Here is a 15,647-nt window from a genome sequence, read left to right as displayed (position 1 = left end):
GAGATGAAAGGGAAGAAAGAACGTTTAGATGTATTGCTTGTCGAACGTGGATTGGCGGAAACGCGGGAAAAGGCAAAGCGAACGATTATGGCTGGCCTTGTTTATTCGAACGAAATGCGGCTTGACAAGCCGGGAGAAAAAGTGCCAGTTGACATTCCGCTTACGGTCAAAGGAAATGCGTTACCGTATGTGAGTCGCGGGGGACTCAAACTTGAAAAAGCGTTGCAAGTATTCTCGCTTGAAGTGAAAGATAAGATTATGCTTGATATTGGTGCATCAACGGGCGGATTTACAGACTGTGCGTTGCAAAACGGAGTGAAGCTGTCATACGCTCTTGATGTAGGATACAATCAGCTCGCATGGAAACTGCGCCAAGATGAGCGTGTTGTCGTCATGGAGCGGACAAACTTCCGCTACGCCACACCGAGCGATTTTCAGCGCGGCTTACCGAACTTTGCAACGATTGATGTGTCGTTTATTTCATTAAAGTTAATCCTTCCTGTCTTAAAAACGATTTTAGTGCCGCATAGCGATGTCGTTGCTTTAGTTAAACCGCAGTTTGAAGCAGGAAAGGACTTTGTTGGAAAAAAAGGAATTGTTCGCGATGCACGCGTTCACGTGCACGTACTAGAAACGATCATCGCATTCGCTCGAGAAGAAGGGTATAATATCCTTGGGCTAACGCATTCGCCAATTACGGGTGGCGATGGAAATATTGAATTTTTGCTTCATTTGCGTTGGGAAGGAAAAGAAAATGGGGAAAACCGCTTGACAGTTTCTCCAGAAGAAGTTGTAGCTAGAGCGCATGCTGAACTGAAAGAGAATAAAGAGCATGAGGGGGAATAACAGACGGTTATTCCCTCTTGTTTGCTCGTCTATCGTTCGGTAACATAGGAGTATAAATATGCAAATGTTATACACACGGGAGGGGTGTTTTCGTTGAATAAAGGACAACGTCATATTAAAATTCGCGAAATTATTTCAAATCATGATATTGAAACGCAAGATGAACTTGTTGACATGTTGCGAAAAGAAGGTTTTAACGTCACGCAAGCAACGGTGTCTCGTGACATTAAAGAGCTACATTTAGTCAAAGTACCAATGATGGATGGGCGATATAAATATAGCTTGCCGGCAGATCAACGATTTAACCCGCTACAAAAACTGAAGCGGGCACTCATGGATGCGTTTGTAAAAATTGACGGGGCAGGTCATTTGCTTGTCATGAAGACGTTGCCTGGCAATGCGCATGCTATCGGGGTGCTACTTGACCATTTAGAATGGGATGAAGTTGTCGGAACGATTTGCGGAGATGATACATGTTTAATTATTTGCCGAACGCCAGAAGATACAGAAGTCGTTTCAAAACGATTGTTGGACATGCTGTAATAAAGGTGTGAATGCGACATGTTAGCAGAGTTATCCATTAAAAACTTTGCCATTATTGAATCCCTTTCGCTTTCGTTTGAAAAAGGGCTCACCGTTTTAACAGGAGAAACGGGAGCGGGAAAATCGATCATTATTGATGCCATTCATTTATTAATTGGCGGACGCGGTTCAGCAGAGTTTGTTCGATATGGAGAAGCAAAAGCAGAAATTGAAGGTCTTTTTTTGCTTGAATATCATGATCATCCGTGTTACAACAAATGCGCTGAACTCGGCATCGATATAAGCGATGGCATGATCGTGCTTCGCCGAGAGCTGATGGCCAATGGAAAAAGCGTCTGCCGTGTGAACGGAAAGTTAGTCACGATTGCAACGCTGCGTGAAATCGGCTCCACGCTCGTTGATATTCACGGACAACATGAGCATCAAGAGTTGCTCGATGAAAGTAAACACTTACATTTGTTAGATCAATACGGAGGAGAACGTATTCGGGAAGCGCTAGAGGAGTACGGAGCTTTATATGCAACGTATGAACAAATTAAGCGTCAACTACAAAAGCTGAATGAAAACGAACAACAAATGGCGCATCGATTAGATTTATTAACATTTCAACTTGATGAAATTCAAAAAGCACAACTGCAGCCAGATGAAGATGAGCAATTGATGGAAGAACGCAGAAAAATTGTTAACTTCCAGAAAATATATGAGGCGCTACAAAGCAGTTATGAAGCGCTTTATGGGGAGCAACGCGGGCTTGATTGGATCGGATTAGCAATGAATCATTTAGATCATGTTAGCGATATTGATTCATCGTTTAAACAAGCGCAAGAAGTGGTGTCTAACTGTTATTACTTATTAGAAGAAGTGGCTCACCAGCTGCGTGAACAGTTAGATCAGCTAGAATACGACCCCCTTCGGCTTGACGAAATTGAAAGTCGCTTAAGTGAAATTAACCATTTAAAACGCAAATACGGTCAAACGGTGCGTGACATTTTAGAATATGCGGCGAAAGTGGAAGAAGAAATCGAAACGATTCAACATCGCGACGATCATATTCATAAATTACAAACTGAGCTTCAATCCATTACCGCTGATTTATTAGTTGAAGCGAAACATATAAGCGAATTGCGTATGCAATATGCGAAACAACTGATCGACGACATTCATCAAGAGCTAAAAGATTTATACATGGAAAAAACGACGTTTGATGTCGTCTTTCGAAAACGGCAAGGATCGTACGATGATCCGTTGCTTGACGGAGTCCCTGTCAAGTTGCAATCAAACGGAATAGATGAAGTTGAATTTTACATTTCGACAAATCCAGGCGAGCCGTTAAAACCGCTTGCCAAAGTTGCATCTGGTGGAGAATTATCGCGCATGATGCTTGCCTTAAAGAGCATTTTCTCTAAACATCAAGGTGTCACATCTATTATTTTTGATGAAGTCGATACCGGTGTAAGCGGTCGCGTTGCTCAATCCATTGCGGAAAAAATTTATCGCGTGGCACGCCATTCGCAAGTATTATGCATTTCGCATTTGCCACAAGTGGCAGCAATGGCCGATACGCATTTATTTATCGCAAAGGAAACGATAGACGGGCGAACAAAAACGACCGTCGAAGCGCTAAATGAAGAAGAAAAAATTAACGAAATTAGCCGTATGATCTCCGGAGTGGAAATTACAGAATTGACGAAACAGCATGCGCGTGAGTTATTGCAATTGGCGGCAAAAACGAAAAACGAAACAGCTTAAATGCCAACATTGGCATTGTTTTTTCGTTTCGTCCGGTTATATTTCGATTGTTTCAGGCAACATTAAATAGTGTAGGATTCGGTGTGTACGTAGGAACGAGGAGAGTGAAGACATTTGAATTTTGACAAATTAAGAAAAGGAATAGGTGCATTTCTCCTTGTTTCTTTTATCGTTCTAACAATGGCAACGCCATTTCAAAAATATGTAAGCATTCCGAAACAACTTGTTTTATTTCAAGGACAAACGGCTCATGTGCCTGCATCTGGCTCTGTCCAAGCTGTAACAACAAACGCTGTTCATGTTCAACAAAAAGAAAAGTTGGCGATTAGCGGACAACATGTCGGGGAAAGCGATGTTATTTTACAAATGGCCGGATTCCCAATTAAGCAAGTAAACGTGAAAGTATTACCTGATTTCAAAATCGTTCCAGGTGGCCAATCCATTGGTGTGAAATTAAATACGGTTGGTGTTCTTGTTGTTGGTCATCATTTAGTGGAAACGGAACGAGGAAAACAATCTCCAGGTGAAGCGGCTGGCATTCAAGTCGGGGATGCGATTACGCATATTAACGGAAAAAAAATCGAGAAGATGACAGATTTGTCCCCGTTTATTGAAGAAGCGGGAAGAACGGGTAAGCCGTTGCGACTAACTGTTGCGCGTGATCGCCACACATTTGAAACGACGCTTGCCCCGCTTAAGGATAAACATGATCAAGCGTATCGCATTGGGCTATACATTCGCGATTCAGCAGCAGGAATTGGGACAATGACGTTTTTTGAACCGAAATCAAATATATACGGTGCCCTCGGTCATGTCATTTCGGATATGGATACGAGAAAGCCCATTGTCGTTCGCGATGGAACGATTGTGAGATCGACAGTAACCGCAATTGATAAAGGAAGAAATGGAAGCCCGGGTGAAAAATTAGCTAGATTTTCAAGCGACAAACAAGTTATTGGCGATATTAAAACGAACAGTCCGTTCGGTATTTTTGGTAAGCTTTCGAAGCCGATTCAAAATGGCATTTTTGACAAGCCAATGCCAATCGCGTTATCGACAGATGTAAAAAAAGGACCTGCAAAAATATTGACGGTCGTTGAACAAGATCGTGTTGAGGCGTTTGATGTTGAAATCGTTAGCGTAACGCCACAAAAGTTCCCGGCAACAAAAGGGATGGTCATTAAAGTAACGGATCCACGTCTATTAGAAAAAACAGGCGGGATTGTTCAAGGGATGAGCGGAAGTCCGATCATTCAAGACGGAAAAGTTGTCGGAGCGGTAACCCATGTATTTGTAAATGACCCAACATCTGGATACGGTGTGCATATCGAATGGATGTTGCACGAAGCTGGAATTGACATTTATAATAAAAGCGGACAAAAAGCGAGCTAATGTTAGCTTGCTTTTTGTTTTTCCACGCAATTTGTCATATTTTATCATGACACGACGTAAACGTGTAGTGTAGAATGAAATAAAAATGAAACATATACGTTGTATGAAAAATATAAATTATTTGACTGATTTTGCAAAAGAAAAAGGATTTTTGTCCATGGCGTCGAATTAACCACGTATGTGACAAAAGATCATTGCTTTAGGGAGGAAGGATTTCGTGAGTACAATAAAAGTGTGTATTGTAGATGATAATCGGGAATTAGTACATTTGCTTGAAGAATACATTACAAGCCAAGGAGATATGGAAGTCATTGGCGTTGCATATAATGGGCAAGATTGTTTGCAACTGTTGCGTGAGCGCGATCCTGATGTTCTTGTTCTCGATATTATTATGCCGCATTTAGACGGCTTGGCTGTATTAGAAAAGTTGCGCATGTTCAAACAGCCGTTGCCAAACGTCATTATGTTAACAGCGTTTGGTCAAGAAGATGTAACGAAAAAAGCAGTTGAACTTGGAGCTTCTTACTTTATTTTAAAGCCGTTTGATATTGAACATTTAGTGAATCAAATTCGTCATGTATGCGGCAAAAAGCCAGCTGTATTAAAGCGACCGCTCCTTTCGCCAATTCGTGACGGAAAGCCAAAAAACTTAGATGCAAGCATTACGAACATTATTCACGAAATCGGTGTTCCTGCACACATTAAAGGATATTTATATTTGCGTGAAGCGATCGCGATGGTATATAACGATGTTGAACTGCTTGGATCGATTACAAAAGTGCTTTATCCAGATATTGCAAAAAAATACAATACGACGGCTAGTCGCGTAGAGCGAGCGATTCGTCATGCGATTGAAGTCGCATGGAGCCGTGGCAATTTAGAGTCCATTTCGTCTTTATTTGGTCATACGGTCAGCATGTCCAAAGCCAAACCGACAAACTCAGAGTTTATTGCGATGGTTGCTGACCGATTAAGACTTGAGCATAAAGCAAGCTAAAAAAGGTAGTCGCATGGACTACCTTTTTTGTTGCTCATTTTTCTCGATCTCAAGCAGTTTTTGGATTAATATGTGTTGCGGCATGTGCATAATTTGTTCTAACGGCATATTTAGTGCTTTAGCTAGCTTTTGAGCTGTTTCTAACGAAATTTGCAACGGTCGCATATATTCAACTCCCTTCATATGTTAAGTATAAAACGTTTTTAAAGGTGGGAAAAGGATGGCACATATTTTTGCTCATCGCGGTTCAGCTGGCACGCATCCGGAAAATACAATGGCATCGTTTATGGAAGCCGCACGAGTGCAAGCTGATGGAATTGAACTTGATGTGCAACTTTCAAAAGACGGTGTCGTCGTCGTCATACATGATGAAACGGTCAATCGGACGACAGACGGAACAGGGTGGGTTGCGCAAATGACGTATCGGCAATTGCGGAAGTTAAACGCCAATTATAAATTTAAGCAATACGGCTTTTGTCCCATTCCATCGCTACAAGAGGTGCTTGAATGGGCGCAAAACACGTCGTTGCTCATTAATATTGAGTTGAAAAACAATCTCGTGCCTTATGAACGATTAGAGGAAAAAACGATTGAACTTGTTGAACGATATAGCCTAGCGTCGCGCGTCATTTTTTCTTCGTTTAATCACGAAAGTATGGCGAAATGTCGTGATCTAGCTCCACGTATAGAAACAGCGCTTCTGTATATGGAAAAGCTACATGAACCGTGGCGTTACGCTCATGCTTTGCGCGCTTTAGCGCTTCATCCGTATCATCCAACTGTAGATCGGGCTTTTGTTGAACTCGCTCACGCTAACGATTTGCTCGTTCGCCCTTTTACAATCAATAAAGAAGAACAGATGAAAAAGATGTTTCAATATGAAGTGGACGGGATTTTTACCGATTTTCCTGAAAAAGCAAAACATATACGTGAAAAAATGCTTCGATCACTCTGAATCGGAGCGTTTCTTTTTTTGAAAACGCGGCTGTACTTTATTTCGCTTTCGATCACGATGGAAAATAAATCCTCCGATAAAACCAAGACCAGCGATAAAACAAAATAAACCGAGCAGAAATTGGATAATAAGTGAAGGGATCGGTGTATGCAAAATACCAAATACCGTATCACGCATCCATTTAATCCCTAACGCTGCAATGAATCCAGGAATAAGCAAAATGAGTAGGGCGATCATTCGCTGCATAAAACAAAACCCTTTCCATTCGTTCTGTTTTCATCATAAATGTTTTTGTTTGTTTGTCAAGGAGAGAAAAACGATGTATGATGAAAGCGTCTGCAAAAAATTGCAAACGAACAGGTGATGGGAGATGAAAGTGTTAAAAACGCGTCGTCCTGTCAGAGGGGTACGCATGAAGGTCGGTCCGAAAAGACGAGATGTCGTCGTCAATGTTGCTCCGATTATCTTTGACGGTGTATTAAAAAGCATGCAATAATGCTCATAATGTGCAAAAAGTTGCAATATAAAAATAAATAAAATAAAGCGTTCTCACCATTAAAATAAAGCGTTTCCGCCGTTAAAAAGTTGGCACGCTTTTTGCGAGAATATAAAGCGACGAAAAAACAAAGGGGTTGAGCAGATGAGATGAAGCTACAATCGTTGATCACCAAAACAACCCAATTTCCTGGTGCAACTATTGCCGTTGCGGCGGCTGAAGATGCAGAAGTGTTAAAAGCAGTCGCACAAGCGTTACAAGCAGGATTCGGGCAATTTATTTTATATGGCGATGAATCCGTTTTATCACGCCTCGTTCGTGAGTACGTTCAAAACGCAAATCACGACGCAATTCGCATCGTTCATGCTTCGACAAAAGAAGAAGCAGCCGAAATGGCTGTAAAAGCGGTGCATGCAAAAGAAGCGAGCGTTTTAATGAAAGGGAACATACCAACGGCAACAATCTTAAAAGCGGTGTTAAACAAAGAATACGGACTTCGCACAGGCAATGTTTTATCGCATGTTGCTGTATTTGATGTGCCGCATTATGAACGACCAATTCTCGTCACGGATGCAGCGATGAACATAGCACCTGACTTGCAACAAAAAACAGAAATTATTATGAATGCGGTACAAGTGGCTAAAGCCATCGGAATAGAAAAGCCAAAAGTTGCACCACTTGCCGCTGTCGAAGTCGTCAATCCAGCGATGCCAGCAACGATTGATGCAGCTGTATTATCGTTAATGAATCAGCGTGGACAGTTGAAAGATTGCATCGTCGACGGTCCACTCGCTTTAGATAACGCCATTTCTGTTGAATCTGCCGAACATAAAGGCATTCAAAGTTCGGTGGCAGGACATGCTGATATTTTAGTTGTGCCGAACATTGAAACAGGAAATGTGCTATATAAATCGCTCGTATACTTTGCCCGCGCACAAGTTGGAGGGATCATTGCTGGGGCGAAAGCGCCAATCGTATTAACATCTCGCGCGGATTCTGCAGAAAGCAAATTGTATTCATTAGCATTATCTATTTGTGCAACGAACAAATAACAAGGGGGAACGAAAGATGGAGATTTTTAAATATATGGAGCAATACGATTATGAGCAGTTAGTATTTTGCCAAGATAAAGAATCAGGATTAAAAGCGATCATTGCGATTCATGATACAACGCTTGGACCAGCATTAGGCGGTACGCGCATGTGGATGTATGAGTCAGAAGATGCGGCGATTGAAGATGCACTTCGCTTAGCGCGTGGTATGACATATAAAAACGCAGCAGCCGGATTAAATCTTGGTGGTGGAAAAGAGGTCATTATCGGCGATCCACGCAAAGATAAAAACGAAGCGATGTTTAGAGCGTTCGGTCGCTTTATTCAAGGATTAAACGGTCGCTACATTACAGCAGAAGACGTTGGTACAACGGTTGCTGATATGGATATTATTTACGAAGAAACAGATTATGTCACAGGTATTTCGCCAGCGTTCGGTTCATCTGGAAATCCTTCTCCAGTTACTGCGTACGGTGTTTATCGCGGTATGAAAGCAGCGGCAAAAGAAGCATTTGGTAGCGATTCGCTTGAAGGAAAAGTGATTGCGGTGCAAGGTGTTGGTAATGTTGCTTACAATTTATGCCGTCATCTTCATGAAGAAGGAGCAAAGCTTATCGTTACAGATATTAACAAAGAAGCGGTACAACGTGTTGTCGAAGAGTTTGGAGCGCAAGCAGTAGATCCGAACGACATTTATGGTGTACAATGCGATATTTTCGCTCCGTGTGCGCTTGGAGGCATTATTAATGACCAAACGATTCCACAATTAAAAGCAAAAGTCATCGCAGGTGCTGCGAACAACCAATTGCGTGAACCAAGACATGGTGACATCATTCATGAAATGGGAATCGTTTATGCGCCAGACTATGTTATTAATGCAGGCGGCGTTATTAACGTAGCAGATGAGTTATATGGCTACAACCGTGAACGTGCGATGAAAAAAGTTGAACAAATTTATAACAATATTGAAAAAGTCATCGAAATTGCCAAGCGTGATGGCATTCCAACATATCAGGCGGCAGACCGTTTAGCTGAAGAGCGCATTGCAAAAATGCGTCAATCACGCAGCCAATTTCTACAAAACGGCCAACACATCTTAAGTCGTCGTCGCACGCGCTAAAAACATGTAACGAAGCGAGGACGTTTGTTCTCACTTCGTCGATAATAAAAATGGAGGGTTAAACATTGCAGGAACATTCCTTTCGCATCTTAGTCATTAATCCGGGATCAACGTCAACGAAAATAGGCGTTTTTGATAACGAACGTCCTATTTTAGAAAAAACGATTCGCCATGATACAGAAGCGTTGCGAGCGTATAAAAAAATTATCGATCAGTACGAATTTCGTAAACAAACGATTTTAGAAACGCTCGATCATGAAGGAATTAACATTTCTAAGCTCGATGCGGTGTGCGGACGCGGAGGCTTACTTCGCCCGATTGAAGGCGGTACGTATGCCGTGAACGAAGCAATGTTGCAAGATTTAAGACGCGGATACTCAGGTCAGCACGCTTCGAATCTCGGGGGCATTTTAGCTTATGAAATTGCTTCCGCATTAAATATACCAGCATTTATTGTTGATCCTGTTGTTGTCGACGAACTTGATCCGATTGCTCGCATTTCTGGTTTTTCATTAATTGAACGTCGCAGCATTTTCCATGCATTGAATCAAAAAGCAGTCGCTCGTCGCGTCGCCAAGCAAATGGGAAAAACGTACGAAGAAGTCAATTTCATCGTCGCACACATGGGCGGAGGAATTACAGTCGGTGCGCATAAACATGGATGCGTCATTGACGTCAATAACGGATTAGACGGAGAAGGTCCATTTAGTCCAGAACGTGCTGGTACCGTTCCAGCCGGTGATCTTGTCTCCCTTTGCTTTTCAGGCGAGTATTATCGCGAAGAAGTGATGCGCATGCTCGTTGGAGGCGGAGGTCTCGTTGGCTATTTAGGGACGAACGATGCGGTGAAAGTCGAAAAAATGATCGAAAACGGCAACGAAAAAGCGAAACTCGTTTATAGTGCGATGGCGTACCAAGTAGCAAAAGAAATTGGAGCGGCAAGCGCCGTGCTAGCTGGAAAAGTAGATGCTATCATTTTAACGGGCGGTTTAGCGTATGGAAAGCAATTTGTGAAAGAAATTGCTGATCGGGTACAATGGATTGCCGATGTCATCGTGCAACCAGGAGAAAATGAATTGCAGGCGCTTGCTGAAGGAGCGCTTCGCGTGTTGCGTGGAGAAGAAGAAGCAAAACAATATCCACAAGCGGTCAAAACAACGGTTTAAGGGGATGAAACGATGGCAAAAGAGTACGATGTAGTCATACTTGGCGGCGGAACAGGCGGATATGTCGCTGCGATTCGCGCTACCCAGCTCGGTTTAAAAACAGCAGTCGTTGAAAAAGGAAACCTTGGGGGAACGTGCTTACATGCAGGATGCATTCCGAGCAAAGCGTTATTGCGCAGCGCAGAAGTGTACGCCCAAACAAAAGAAAGCGAAACGTTTGGCGTGCTTGCAAGCGATGTGCGTTTAGATTTCGCGAAAGTGCAAGCGCGTAAGCAAGCGATTATTGACCAACTACATAAAGGTATCCACATGTTGATGAAAAAAGGAAAAATCGATGTATATGAAGGGACAGGGCGCATTTTAGGACCTTCGATTTTTTCACCGATGCCAGGTACGATTTCGGTGGAGATGAACGATGGATCAGAAAATGAAATGCTTATACCGAAATACGTTGTCATTGCAACAGGATCTCGTCCGCGCACATTACCAGGTTTAACAATCGACGGTCAATTCGTCATGACATCAGATGAAGCGCTACGAATGGAGACATTGCCATCTTCTATCATCATTGTCGGTGGCGGTGTCATCGGAATCGAGTGGGCATCGATGTTAAACGACTTTGGTGTAAAGGTCACAGTCATTGAATATGCAGATCGCATTTTGCCGACAGAAGACCGCGATGTGTCAAAAGAAATTGAAAAAATATTAAGACAGCGTGGTGTACGCATTGTCACAAAAGCGAAAGTGTTACCTGAAACGCTCGTTGTCGATCATGGCGTAAGCATTCAAGCGGAAATGAACGGACAAAACGAAACGTTTACAGCTGACAAAATGCTCGTCTCTGTTGGACGTCAAGCAAACGTTGGAGGCATCGGATTAGAAAATACTGATATTGCCGTCGAAAAAGGGTTTATTCAAACGAACGAATATTATCAAACGAAAGAAAAACACATTTACGCGATCGGTGATGTCATCGGCGGTTTACAGCTTGCTCACGTCGCTTCACACGAAGGAATCATCGCCATTGAACATCTTGCTGGAAAAGAGGTTCACCCACTTGATTATGCGATGGTGCCAAAATGCATTTACAGTCGTCCAGAAGCCGCGAGCGTTGGTTTAACAGAAGAAGAAGCGAAAGCAAAAGGATATGACGTGAAAGTCGGCAAATTCCCATTTAAAGCGATTGGAAAGGCACTTGTATACGGAGAAGCTGAAGGATTTGTAAAAATTGTCGCTGATGCAAAAACAGATGATTTGCTTGGTGTACATATGGTTGGTCCACACGTAACGGATATGATTTCTGAAGCTGGTTTAGCGCGCGTACTTGATGCGACACCGTGGGAAATTGCCCATACGATTCATCCGCATCCAACGCTGTCAGAGGCGATGATGGAAGCGGCGCTTGCTGTTGACGGAAAAGCGATTCATTTTTAAAGGAGGAATGAATGATGGCGGAAAATCGTCATAAACAGCTCGGTTTAAGCGATGAAACCGTTTTACAAATGTATGAAACGATGGTGTTAGCGCGTAAAATTGACGAGCGGATGTGGCTATTAAACCGCGCAGGTAAAATTCCGTTCGTGATCTCTTGCCAAGGGCAAGAAGCGGCGCAAGTAGGAGCAGCATTCGCTTTAGATCGCACGAAAGATTACGTATTGCCATATTATCGCGACATGGGTGTTGTATTAACGTTCGGCATGACACCGACAGAATTAATGCTTTCGGCATTTGCGAAAGCGGAAGATCCAAACTCCGGCGGTCGCCAAATGCCAGGTCATTTCGGGAAAAAGAAAAACCGGATCGTCACAGGTTCTTCGCCTGTTACAACGCAAGTGCCACATGCCGTCGGTATCGCTTTAGCAGCAAAAATGGAGAAAAAAGACTTCGTATCGTTTGTTACATTTGGGGAAGGGTCTTCTAACCAAGGCGATTTCCACGAAGGAGCAAACTTTGCAGGCGTTCATAAATTGCCGGTCATTTTTATGTGCGAAAACAACAAATATGCGATTTCAGTTCCGATTGGAAAGCAATTAGCTTGTGAAAAAGTATCCGACCGTGCTATCGGCTACGGCATGCCGGGCTATACTGTTGATGGTACAGATCCATTGGAAGTATATCGCGTCGTAAAAGAAGCAGCCGATCGTGCACGCCGCGGTGAAGGACCAACATTAATTGAAACGGTTGCTTATCGCTTAACAGCGCATTCGTCGGATGATGACGATCGTGCATATCGTACACCTGAAGAAATTGCCGAAGCAAAATCAAAAGATCCAATTTCCTTATTTGCAAACTACTTAAAAGAAGTAGGCGTATTAACGGATGAACTGGAAAAAGAAATTCATGATCGCGTCATGAAACAAGTAAACGAAGCGACGGACTACGCAGAAAAAGCACCATATGCAGAACCAGAACATGCGTTGAAATACGTATACGCAGAGGAGGAATAAACATGCCTGTCATTTCATATATCGATGCCGTTACGATGGCTATTCGCGAAGAAATGGAACGTGACCCGCGCGTATTCGTACTTGGGGAAGATGTCGGGAAAAAGGGGGGCGTATTTAAAGCAACGCAAGGGCTATATGATCAATTTGGAGAAGAACGCGTCATTGATACGCCGCTTGCGGAATCTGCGATCGTTGGTGTCGGTATTGGCGCTGCGATGTATGGTTTGCGCCCAATTGCCGAAATTCAATTTGCCGACTTCATTATGCCTGCTGTAAACCAAATTATTTCCGAAGCAGCGCGCATTCGTTATCGTTCAAATAATGATTGGAACTGCCCGATTGTCATTCGTGCTCCATATGGTGGCGGCGTTCACGGAGCGCTATATCATTCTCAATCCGTTGAAGCGATTTTTGCGAATCAACCAGGATTAAAAATTGTCATGCCATCTACACCATACGATGTAAAAGGGTTATTAAAAGCGGCTATTCGCGATGAGGATCCGGTGCTGTTTTTTGAGCATAAACGAGCATATCGCCTCATTAAAGGGAAAGTGCCGACAGATGATTATGTGCTACCAATTGGTAAAGCGGACGTTAAACGTGAGGGGGAAGACATTACAGTCATTACGTACGGTTTATGTGTTCATTTCGCGTTACAAGCCGCTGAAAAATTGGCGCAAGAAGGCATTTCTGCCCACATTTTAGATTTGCGTACGGTATATCCGCTCGATAAAGAAGCGATTATTGAAGCGGCAAGCAAAACAGGAAAAGTGTTGCTTGTGACAGAAGACAATAAAGAAGGAAGCGTCATGAGCGAAGTGGCGGCAATTATTGCTGAGCATTGCTTATTTGACTTAGACGCGCCAATTATGCGCCTCGCTGGTCCAGACGTTCCAGCGATGCCGTATGCGCCAACGATGGAAAAATTCTTTATGGTTAACCCAGATAAAGTTGAAAAGGCCATGCGTGAATTGGCGCAGTTTTAAGGAGGAGTGACGATGGCGATAGAGAAAATCACGATGCCACAGCTTGGCGAAAGTGTAGCGGAAGGAACGATCAGCCAATGGCTTGTATCTGTCGGCGATCGCGTCAATAAATACGATCCACTTGCTGAAGTAATGACCGATAAAGTCAATGCAGAAATTCCATCTTCATTTGCTGGTGTTATTAAAGAAATTATCGCAAAAGAAGGGGAAACATTGCCTGTTGGTGCCGTCATTTGTACGATTGAAGTCGAAGGAGAAGGACAAGTAGAAGAAAAGCAAACGAGCGTGGAAAACGAATTGCCGCCGACGAATGAACAAGCGAATAAACAACCGATGAAAAAGCAAGGCGGTGAGCGCGGACGCTATTCGCCAGCTGTTCTTCGTCTAGCGCAAGAACATAACATCGATTTAACACAAGTGACAGGAACAGGTATGGACGGTCGCATTACGCGCAAAGATTTACTCAAATTCATTGAGTCTGGTAACGTACCAAAAGCAGATGCGCCAAAGCAAGTCGCCGAGCCGGTCCAACAAGCAGAAGTACCGAAGCAGGAAATCGCACCAAAAGCAGAGGCACCACAACAACAAGCACCGAACGTTCCTGTGCAAGCGGGCGACATCGAAATCCCTGTCACACCAGTCCGAAAAGCAATCGCGATAAATATGCTTCGTAGTAAACATGAAGCGCCGCATGCGTGGACGATGGTCGAAGTCGATGTCACGAACTTAGTCGCTTACCGCGATTCCATTAAAGATGAATTTAAAAAGCGCGAAGGCTTTAACTTAACATACTTTGCGTTCTTTGTCAAAGCGGTTGCCCAAGCACTAAAAGAATTCCCACAAATCAATTCGATGTGGGCGGGCGACAAAATTGTGCAGAAAAAAGACATTAACATTTCGATTGCGGTAGCGACAGACGACGCATTATTCGTCCCGGTCATTAAACATGCCGACGAAAAATCGATTAAAGGCATTGCGCGTGAAATCGCGGAATTAGCAGCAAAAGTGCGCGCGGGCAAACTTCGTCCAGAAGATATGCAGGACGGTACATTCACCGTCAATAACACCGGCTCTTTCGGATCGGTGCAATCGATGGGCATTATTAACTATCCGCAAGCGGCGATTTTGCAAGTCGAATCGATCGTCAAACGTCCTGTCGTGAAAGACGGCATGATCGCGATTCGCGACATGGTCAACTTGTGCTTATCGCTTGACCATCGCGTCCTAGACGGCTTAATTTGCGGTCGCTTCTTAGCGCGCGTGAAACAAATTTTAGAAAACATATCGAAAGACAATACGCCAATTTATTAAACGAAAAGAGGGTGTCCACTTAGGACCCCTCTTTCATCATATTATCCATTTTACACTTGTTCGTTGCCAAAAAAATGACGGACGAATTTTATGAGTTAGAAGGAAGACGGCCGCGCATTTTAATCGCCAAAATGGGGCAAGATGGGCATGACCGTGGGGCAAAAGTGATCGCGACCGCATTTGCAGATTTAGGGTTTGACGTCGATATCGGTCCGCTCTTTCAAACGCCGGAAGAAACGGCGCGACAAGCGGTTGAAAACGATGTGCACGTCGTTGGAATGAGCTCGCTTGCTGCAGGGCATAAAACGTTATTACCGCAGCTTGTTGAAGAGCTGCGAAAATTAGGTCGGGAAGATAGTATGATCGTTGTTGGTAGGGTCATTCCACCACAAGATTACGAATTTTTATATGAACATGGAGCAGCTGCCATTTTCGGACCAGGTACGATTATCCCGGTCGCTGTGATGGAAGGGAAACAGCCGATCACAATGGCCGCCCAGCAATTAATTCGTTTATATGAGCAAACGTAAAAGGTGTCCATTATGGGCACCCTTTATATTGGTTGGATATGTTATAATGAGGGCGGA

At 43.4% G+C, this 15,647-nt stretch carries 16 protein-coding genes and 1 pseudogene; 15 read left to right on the top strand and 2 right to left on the bottom strand.

The genetic code is table 11. From position 1 onward, the window contains the following. Positions 1-3: 3 nt before the first annotated feature. The 5 genes from ABEV15_RS00185 (at position 4) to spo0A (ending at position 5,527) form a co-directional block, all read left to right on the top strand. Positions 4-846, top strand: coding sequence for a TlyA family RNA methyltransferase (locus ABEV15_RS00185; protein WP_429634152.1), 843 nt, complete (start codon positions 4-6; stop codon positions 844-846). A gap of 93 nt (positions 847-939) precedes the next feature. Next, positions 940-1,389 (top strand): transcriptional regulator AhrC/ArgR, encoded by a 450-nt coding sequence (gene ahrC, locus ABEV15_RS00180; RefSeq protein WP_429634154.1) that lies wholly within the window; start codon positions 940-942, stop codon positions 1,387-1,389. A gap of 18 nt (positions 1,390-1,407) precedes the next feature. After that, a complete protein-coding gene (recN, locus tag ABEV15_RS00175) occupies positions 1,408-3,138 on the top strand; it encodes a DNA repair protein RecN (protein WP_498852058.1) in 1,731 nt (576 codons plus the stop codon). 114 nt (positions 3,139-3,252) lie between these two features. Further along, a complete protein-coding gene (spoIVB, locus tag ABEV15_RS00170; RefSeq protein WP_498852057.1) occupies positions 3,253-4,530 on the top strand; it encodes a SpoIVB peptidase in 1,278 nt (425 codons plus the stop codon). 217 nt (positions 4,531-4,747) lie between these two features. Beyond that, complete coding sequence (gene spo0A, locus ABEV15_RS00165; RefSeq protein WP_064214093.1) at positions 4,748-5,527, top strand: sporulation transcription factor Spo0A; 780 nt, start codon at positions 4,748-4,750, stop codon at positions 5,525-5,527. An 18-nt stretch (positions 5,528-5,545) separates the two neighbouring features. Here spo0A and ABEV15_RS00160 read toward each other — a convergent pair whose 3' ends face one another. After that, positions 5,546-5,692, bottom strand: coding sequence for a YycC family protein (locus ABEV15_RS00160; RefSeq protein ID WP_498852056.1), 147 nt, complete (start codon positions 5,690-5,692; stop codon positions 5,546-5,548). A gap of 55 nt (positions 5,693-5,747) precedes the next feature. Here ABEV15_RS00160 and ABEV15_RS00155 point away from each other — a divergent pair, with 55 nt between their 5' ends. Then, positions 5,748-6,482, top strand: coding sequence for a glycerophosphodiester phosphodiesterase (locus ABEV15_RS00155; protein WP_498852055.1), 735 nt, complete (start codon positions 5,748-5,750; stop codon positions 6,480-6,482). Here the strand turns inward: ABEV15_RS00155 and ABEV15_RS00150 are convergent. After that, positions 6,474-6,728: a DUF2627 domain-containing protein gene (locus tag ABEV15_RS00150; protein WP_429632651.1), complete on the bottom strand. Its 255-nt coding sequence runs from the start codon at positions 6,726-6,728 to the stop codon at positions 6,474-6,476. The genes ABEV15_RS00155 and ABEV15_RS00150 overlap by 9 nt on opposite strands. Before the next feature lie 124 nt (positions 6,729-6,852). Between ABEV15_RS00150 and ABEV15_RS00145 the strand changes: the two genes are divergently transcribed. From ABEV15_RS00145 to ABEV15_RS00105, 9 genes and pseudogenes are all read left to right on the top strand, one after another. Beyond that, positions 6,853-6,978: a hypothetical protein gene (locus tag ABEV15_RS00145; protein WP_498852072.1), complete on the top strand. Its 126-nt coding sequence runs from the start codon at positions 6,853-6,855 to the stop codon at positions 6,976-6,978. A 149-nt stretch (positions 6,979-7,127) separates the two neighbouring features. After that, positions 7,128-8,030 (top strand): phosphate butyryltransferase, encoded by a 903-nt coding sequence (gene yqiS, locus ABEV15_RS00140; RefSeq protein ID WP_498852054.1) that lies wholly within the window; start codon positions 7,128-7,130, stop codon positions 8,028-8,030. A gap of 16 nt (positions 8,031-8,046) precedes the next feature. Then, complete coding sequence (gene bcd, locus ABEV15_RS00135) at positions 8,047-9,150, top strand: branched-chain amino acid dehydrogenase (protein ID WP_498852053.1); 1,104 nt, start codon at positions 8,047-8,049, stop codon at positions 9,148-9,150. A gap of 65 nt (positions 9,151-9,215) precedes the next feature. Further along, a complete protein-coding gene (gene buk, locus ABEV15_RS00130) occupies positions 9,216-10,316 on the top strand; it encodes a butyrate kinase (RefSeq protein ID WP_498852052.1) in 1,101 nt (366 codons plus the stop codon). A gap of 12 nt (positions 10,317-10,328) precedes the next feature. Beyond that, positions 10,329-11,750 (top strand): dihydrolipoyl dehydrogenase, encoded by a 1,422-nt coding sequence (lpdA, locus tag ABEV15_RS00125; RefSeq protein WP_498852051.1) that lies wholly within the window; start codon positions 10,329-10,331, stop codon positions 11,748-11,750. A 14-nt stretch (positions 11,751-11,764) separates the two neighbouring features. Further along, positions 11,765-12,763: a thiamine pyrophosphate-dependent dehydrogenase E1 component subunit alpha gene (locus ABEV15_RS00120; RefSeq protein ID WP_429632639.1), complete on the top strand. Its 999-nt coding sequence runs from the start codon at positions 11,765-11,767 to the stop codon at positions 12,761-12,763. Between the two features lie 2 nt (positions 12,764-12,765). Continuing rightward, a complete protein-coding gene (locus ABEV15_RS00115) occupies positions 12,766-13,749 on the top strand; it encodes an alpha-ketoacid dehydrogenase subunit beta (protein WP_064220647.1) in 984 nt (327 codons plus the stop codon). Between the two features lie 12 nt (positions 13,750-13,761). Beyond that, complete coding sequence (locus ABEV15_RS00110) at positions 13,762-15,060, top strand: dihydrolipoamide acetyltransferase family protein (RefSeq protein ID WP_498852050.1); 1,299 nt, start codon at positions 13,762-13,764, stop codon at positions 15,058-15,060. Between the two features lie 68 nt (positions 15,061-15,128). After that, a pseudogene (locus tag ABEV15_RS00105) lies at positions 15,129-15,590 on the top strand (cobalamin-dependent protein); the annotation flags it as partial. Between the last annotated feature and the right edge of the window lie 57 nt (positions 15,591-15,647).

This window comes from Bhargavaea massiliensis, assembly GCF_050480245.1.
Lineage (GTDB): Bacteria > Bacillota > Bacilli > Bacillales > Anoxybacillaceae > Anoxybacillus.
This window is presented reverse-complemented; position numbering and strand designations above follow the sequence as displayed.

Bases quoted from the DNA above. Each gene is read 5' to 3' on its own strand.
- ABEV15_RS00185 (WP_429634152.1), top strand. From the start codon at position 4: ATGAAAGGGAAGAAAGAACGTTTAGATGTATTGCTTGTCGAACGTGGA.
- recN (WP_498852058.1), top strand. From the start codon at position 1,408: ATGTTAGCAGAGTTATCCATTAAAAACTTTGCCATTATTGAATCCCTT.
- ABEV15_RS00160 (WP_498852056.1), bottom strand. From the start codon at position 5,692: ATGCGACCGTTGCAAATTTCGTTAGAAACAGCTCAAAAGCTAGCTAAA.
- ABEV15_RS00155 (WP_498852055.1), top strand. From the start codon at position 5,748: ATGGCACATATTTTTGCTCATCGCGGTTCAGCTGGCACGCATCCGGAA.
- ABEV15_RS00150 (WP_429632651.1), bottom strand. From the start codon at position 6,728: ATGCAGCGAATGATCGCCCTACTCATTTTGCTTATTCCTGGATTCATT.
- ABEV15_RS00145 (WP_498852072.1), top strand. From the start codon at position 6,853: ATGAAAGTGTTAAAAACGCGTCGTCCTGTCAGAGGGGTACGCATGAAG.
- yqiS (WP_498852054.1), top strand. From the start codon at position 7,128: ATGAAGCTACAATCGTTGATCACCAAAACAACCCAATTTCCTGGTGCA.
- bcd (WP_498852053.1), top strand. From the start codon at position 8,047: ATGGAGATTTTTAAATATATGGAGCAATACGATTATGAGCAGTTAGTA.
- lpdA (WP_498852051.1), top strand. From the start codon at position 10,329: ATGGCAAAAGAGTACGATGTAGTCATACTTGGCGGCGGAACAGGCGGA.
- ABEV15_RS00120 (WP_429632639.1), top strand. From the start codon at position 11,765: ATGGCGGAAAATCGTCATAAACAGCTCGGTTTAAGCGATGAAACCGTT.
- ABEV15_RS00115 (WP_064220647.1), top strand. From the start codon at position 12,766: ATGCCTGTCATTTCATATATCGATGCCGTTACGATGGCTATTCGCGAA.
- ABEV15_RS00110 (WP_498852050.1), top strand. From the start codon at position 13,762: ATGGCGATAGAGAAAATCACGATGCCACAGCTTGGCGAAAGTGTAGCG.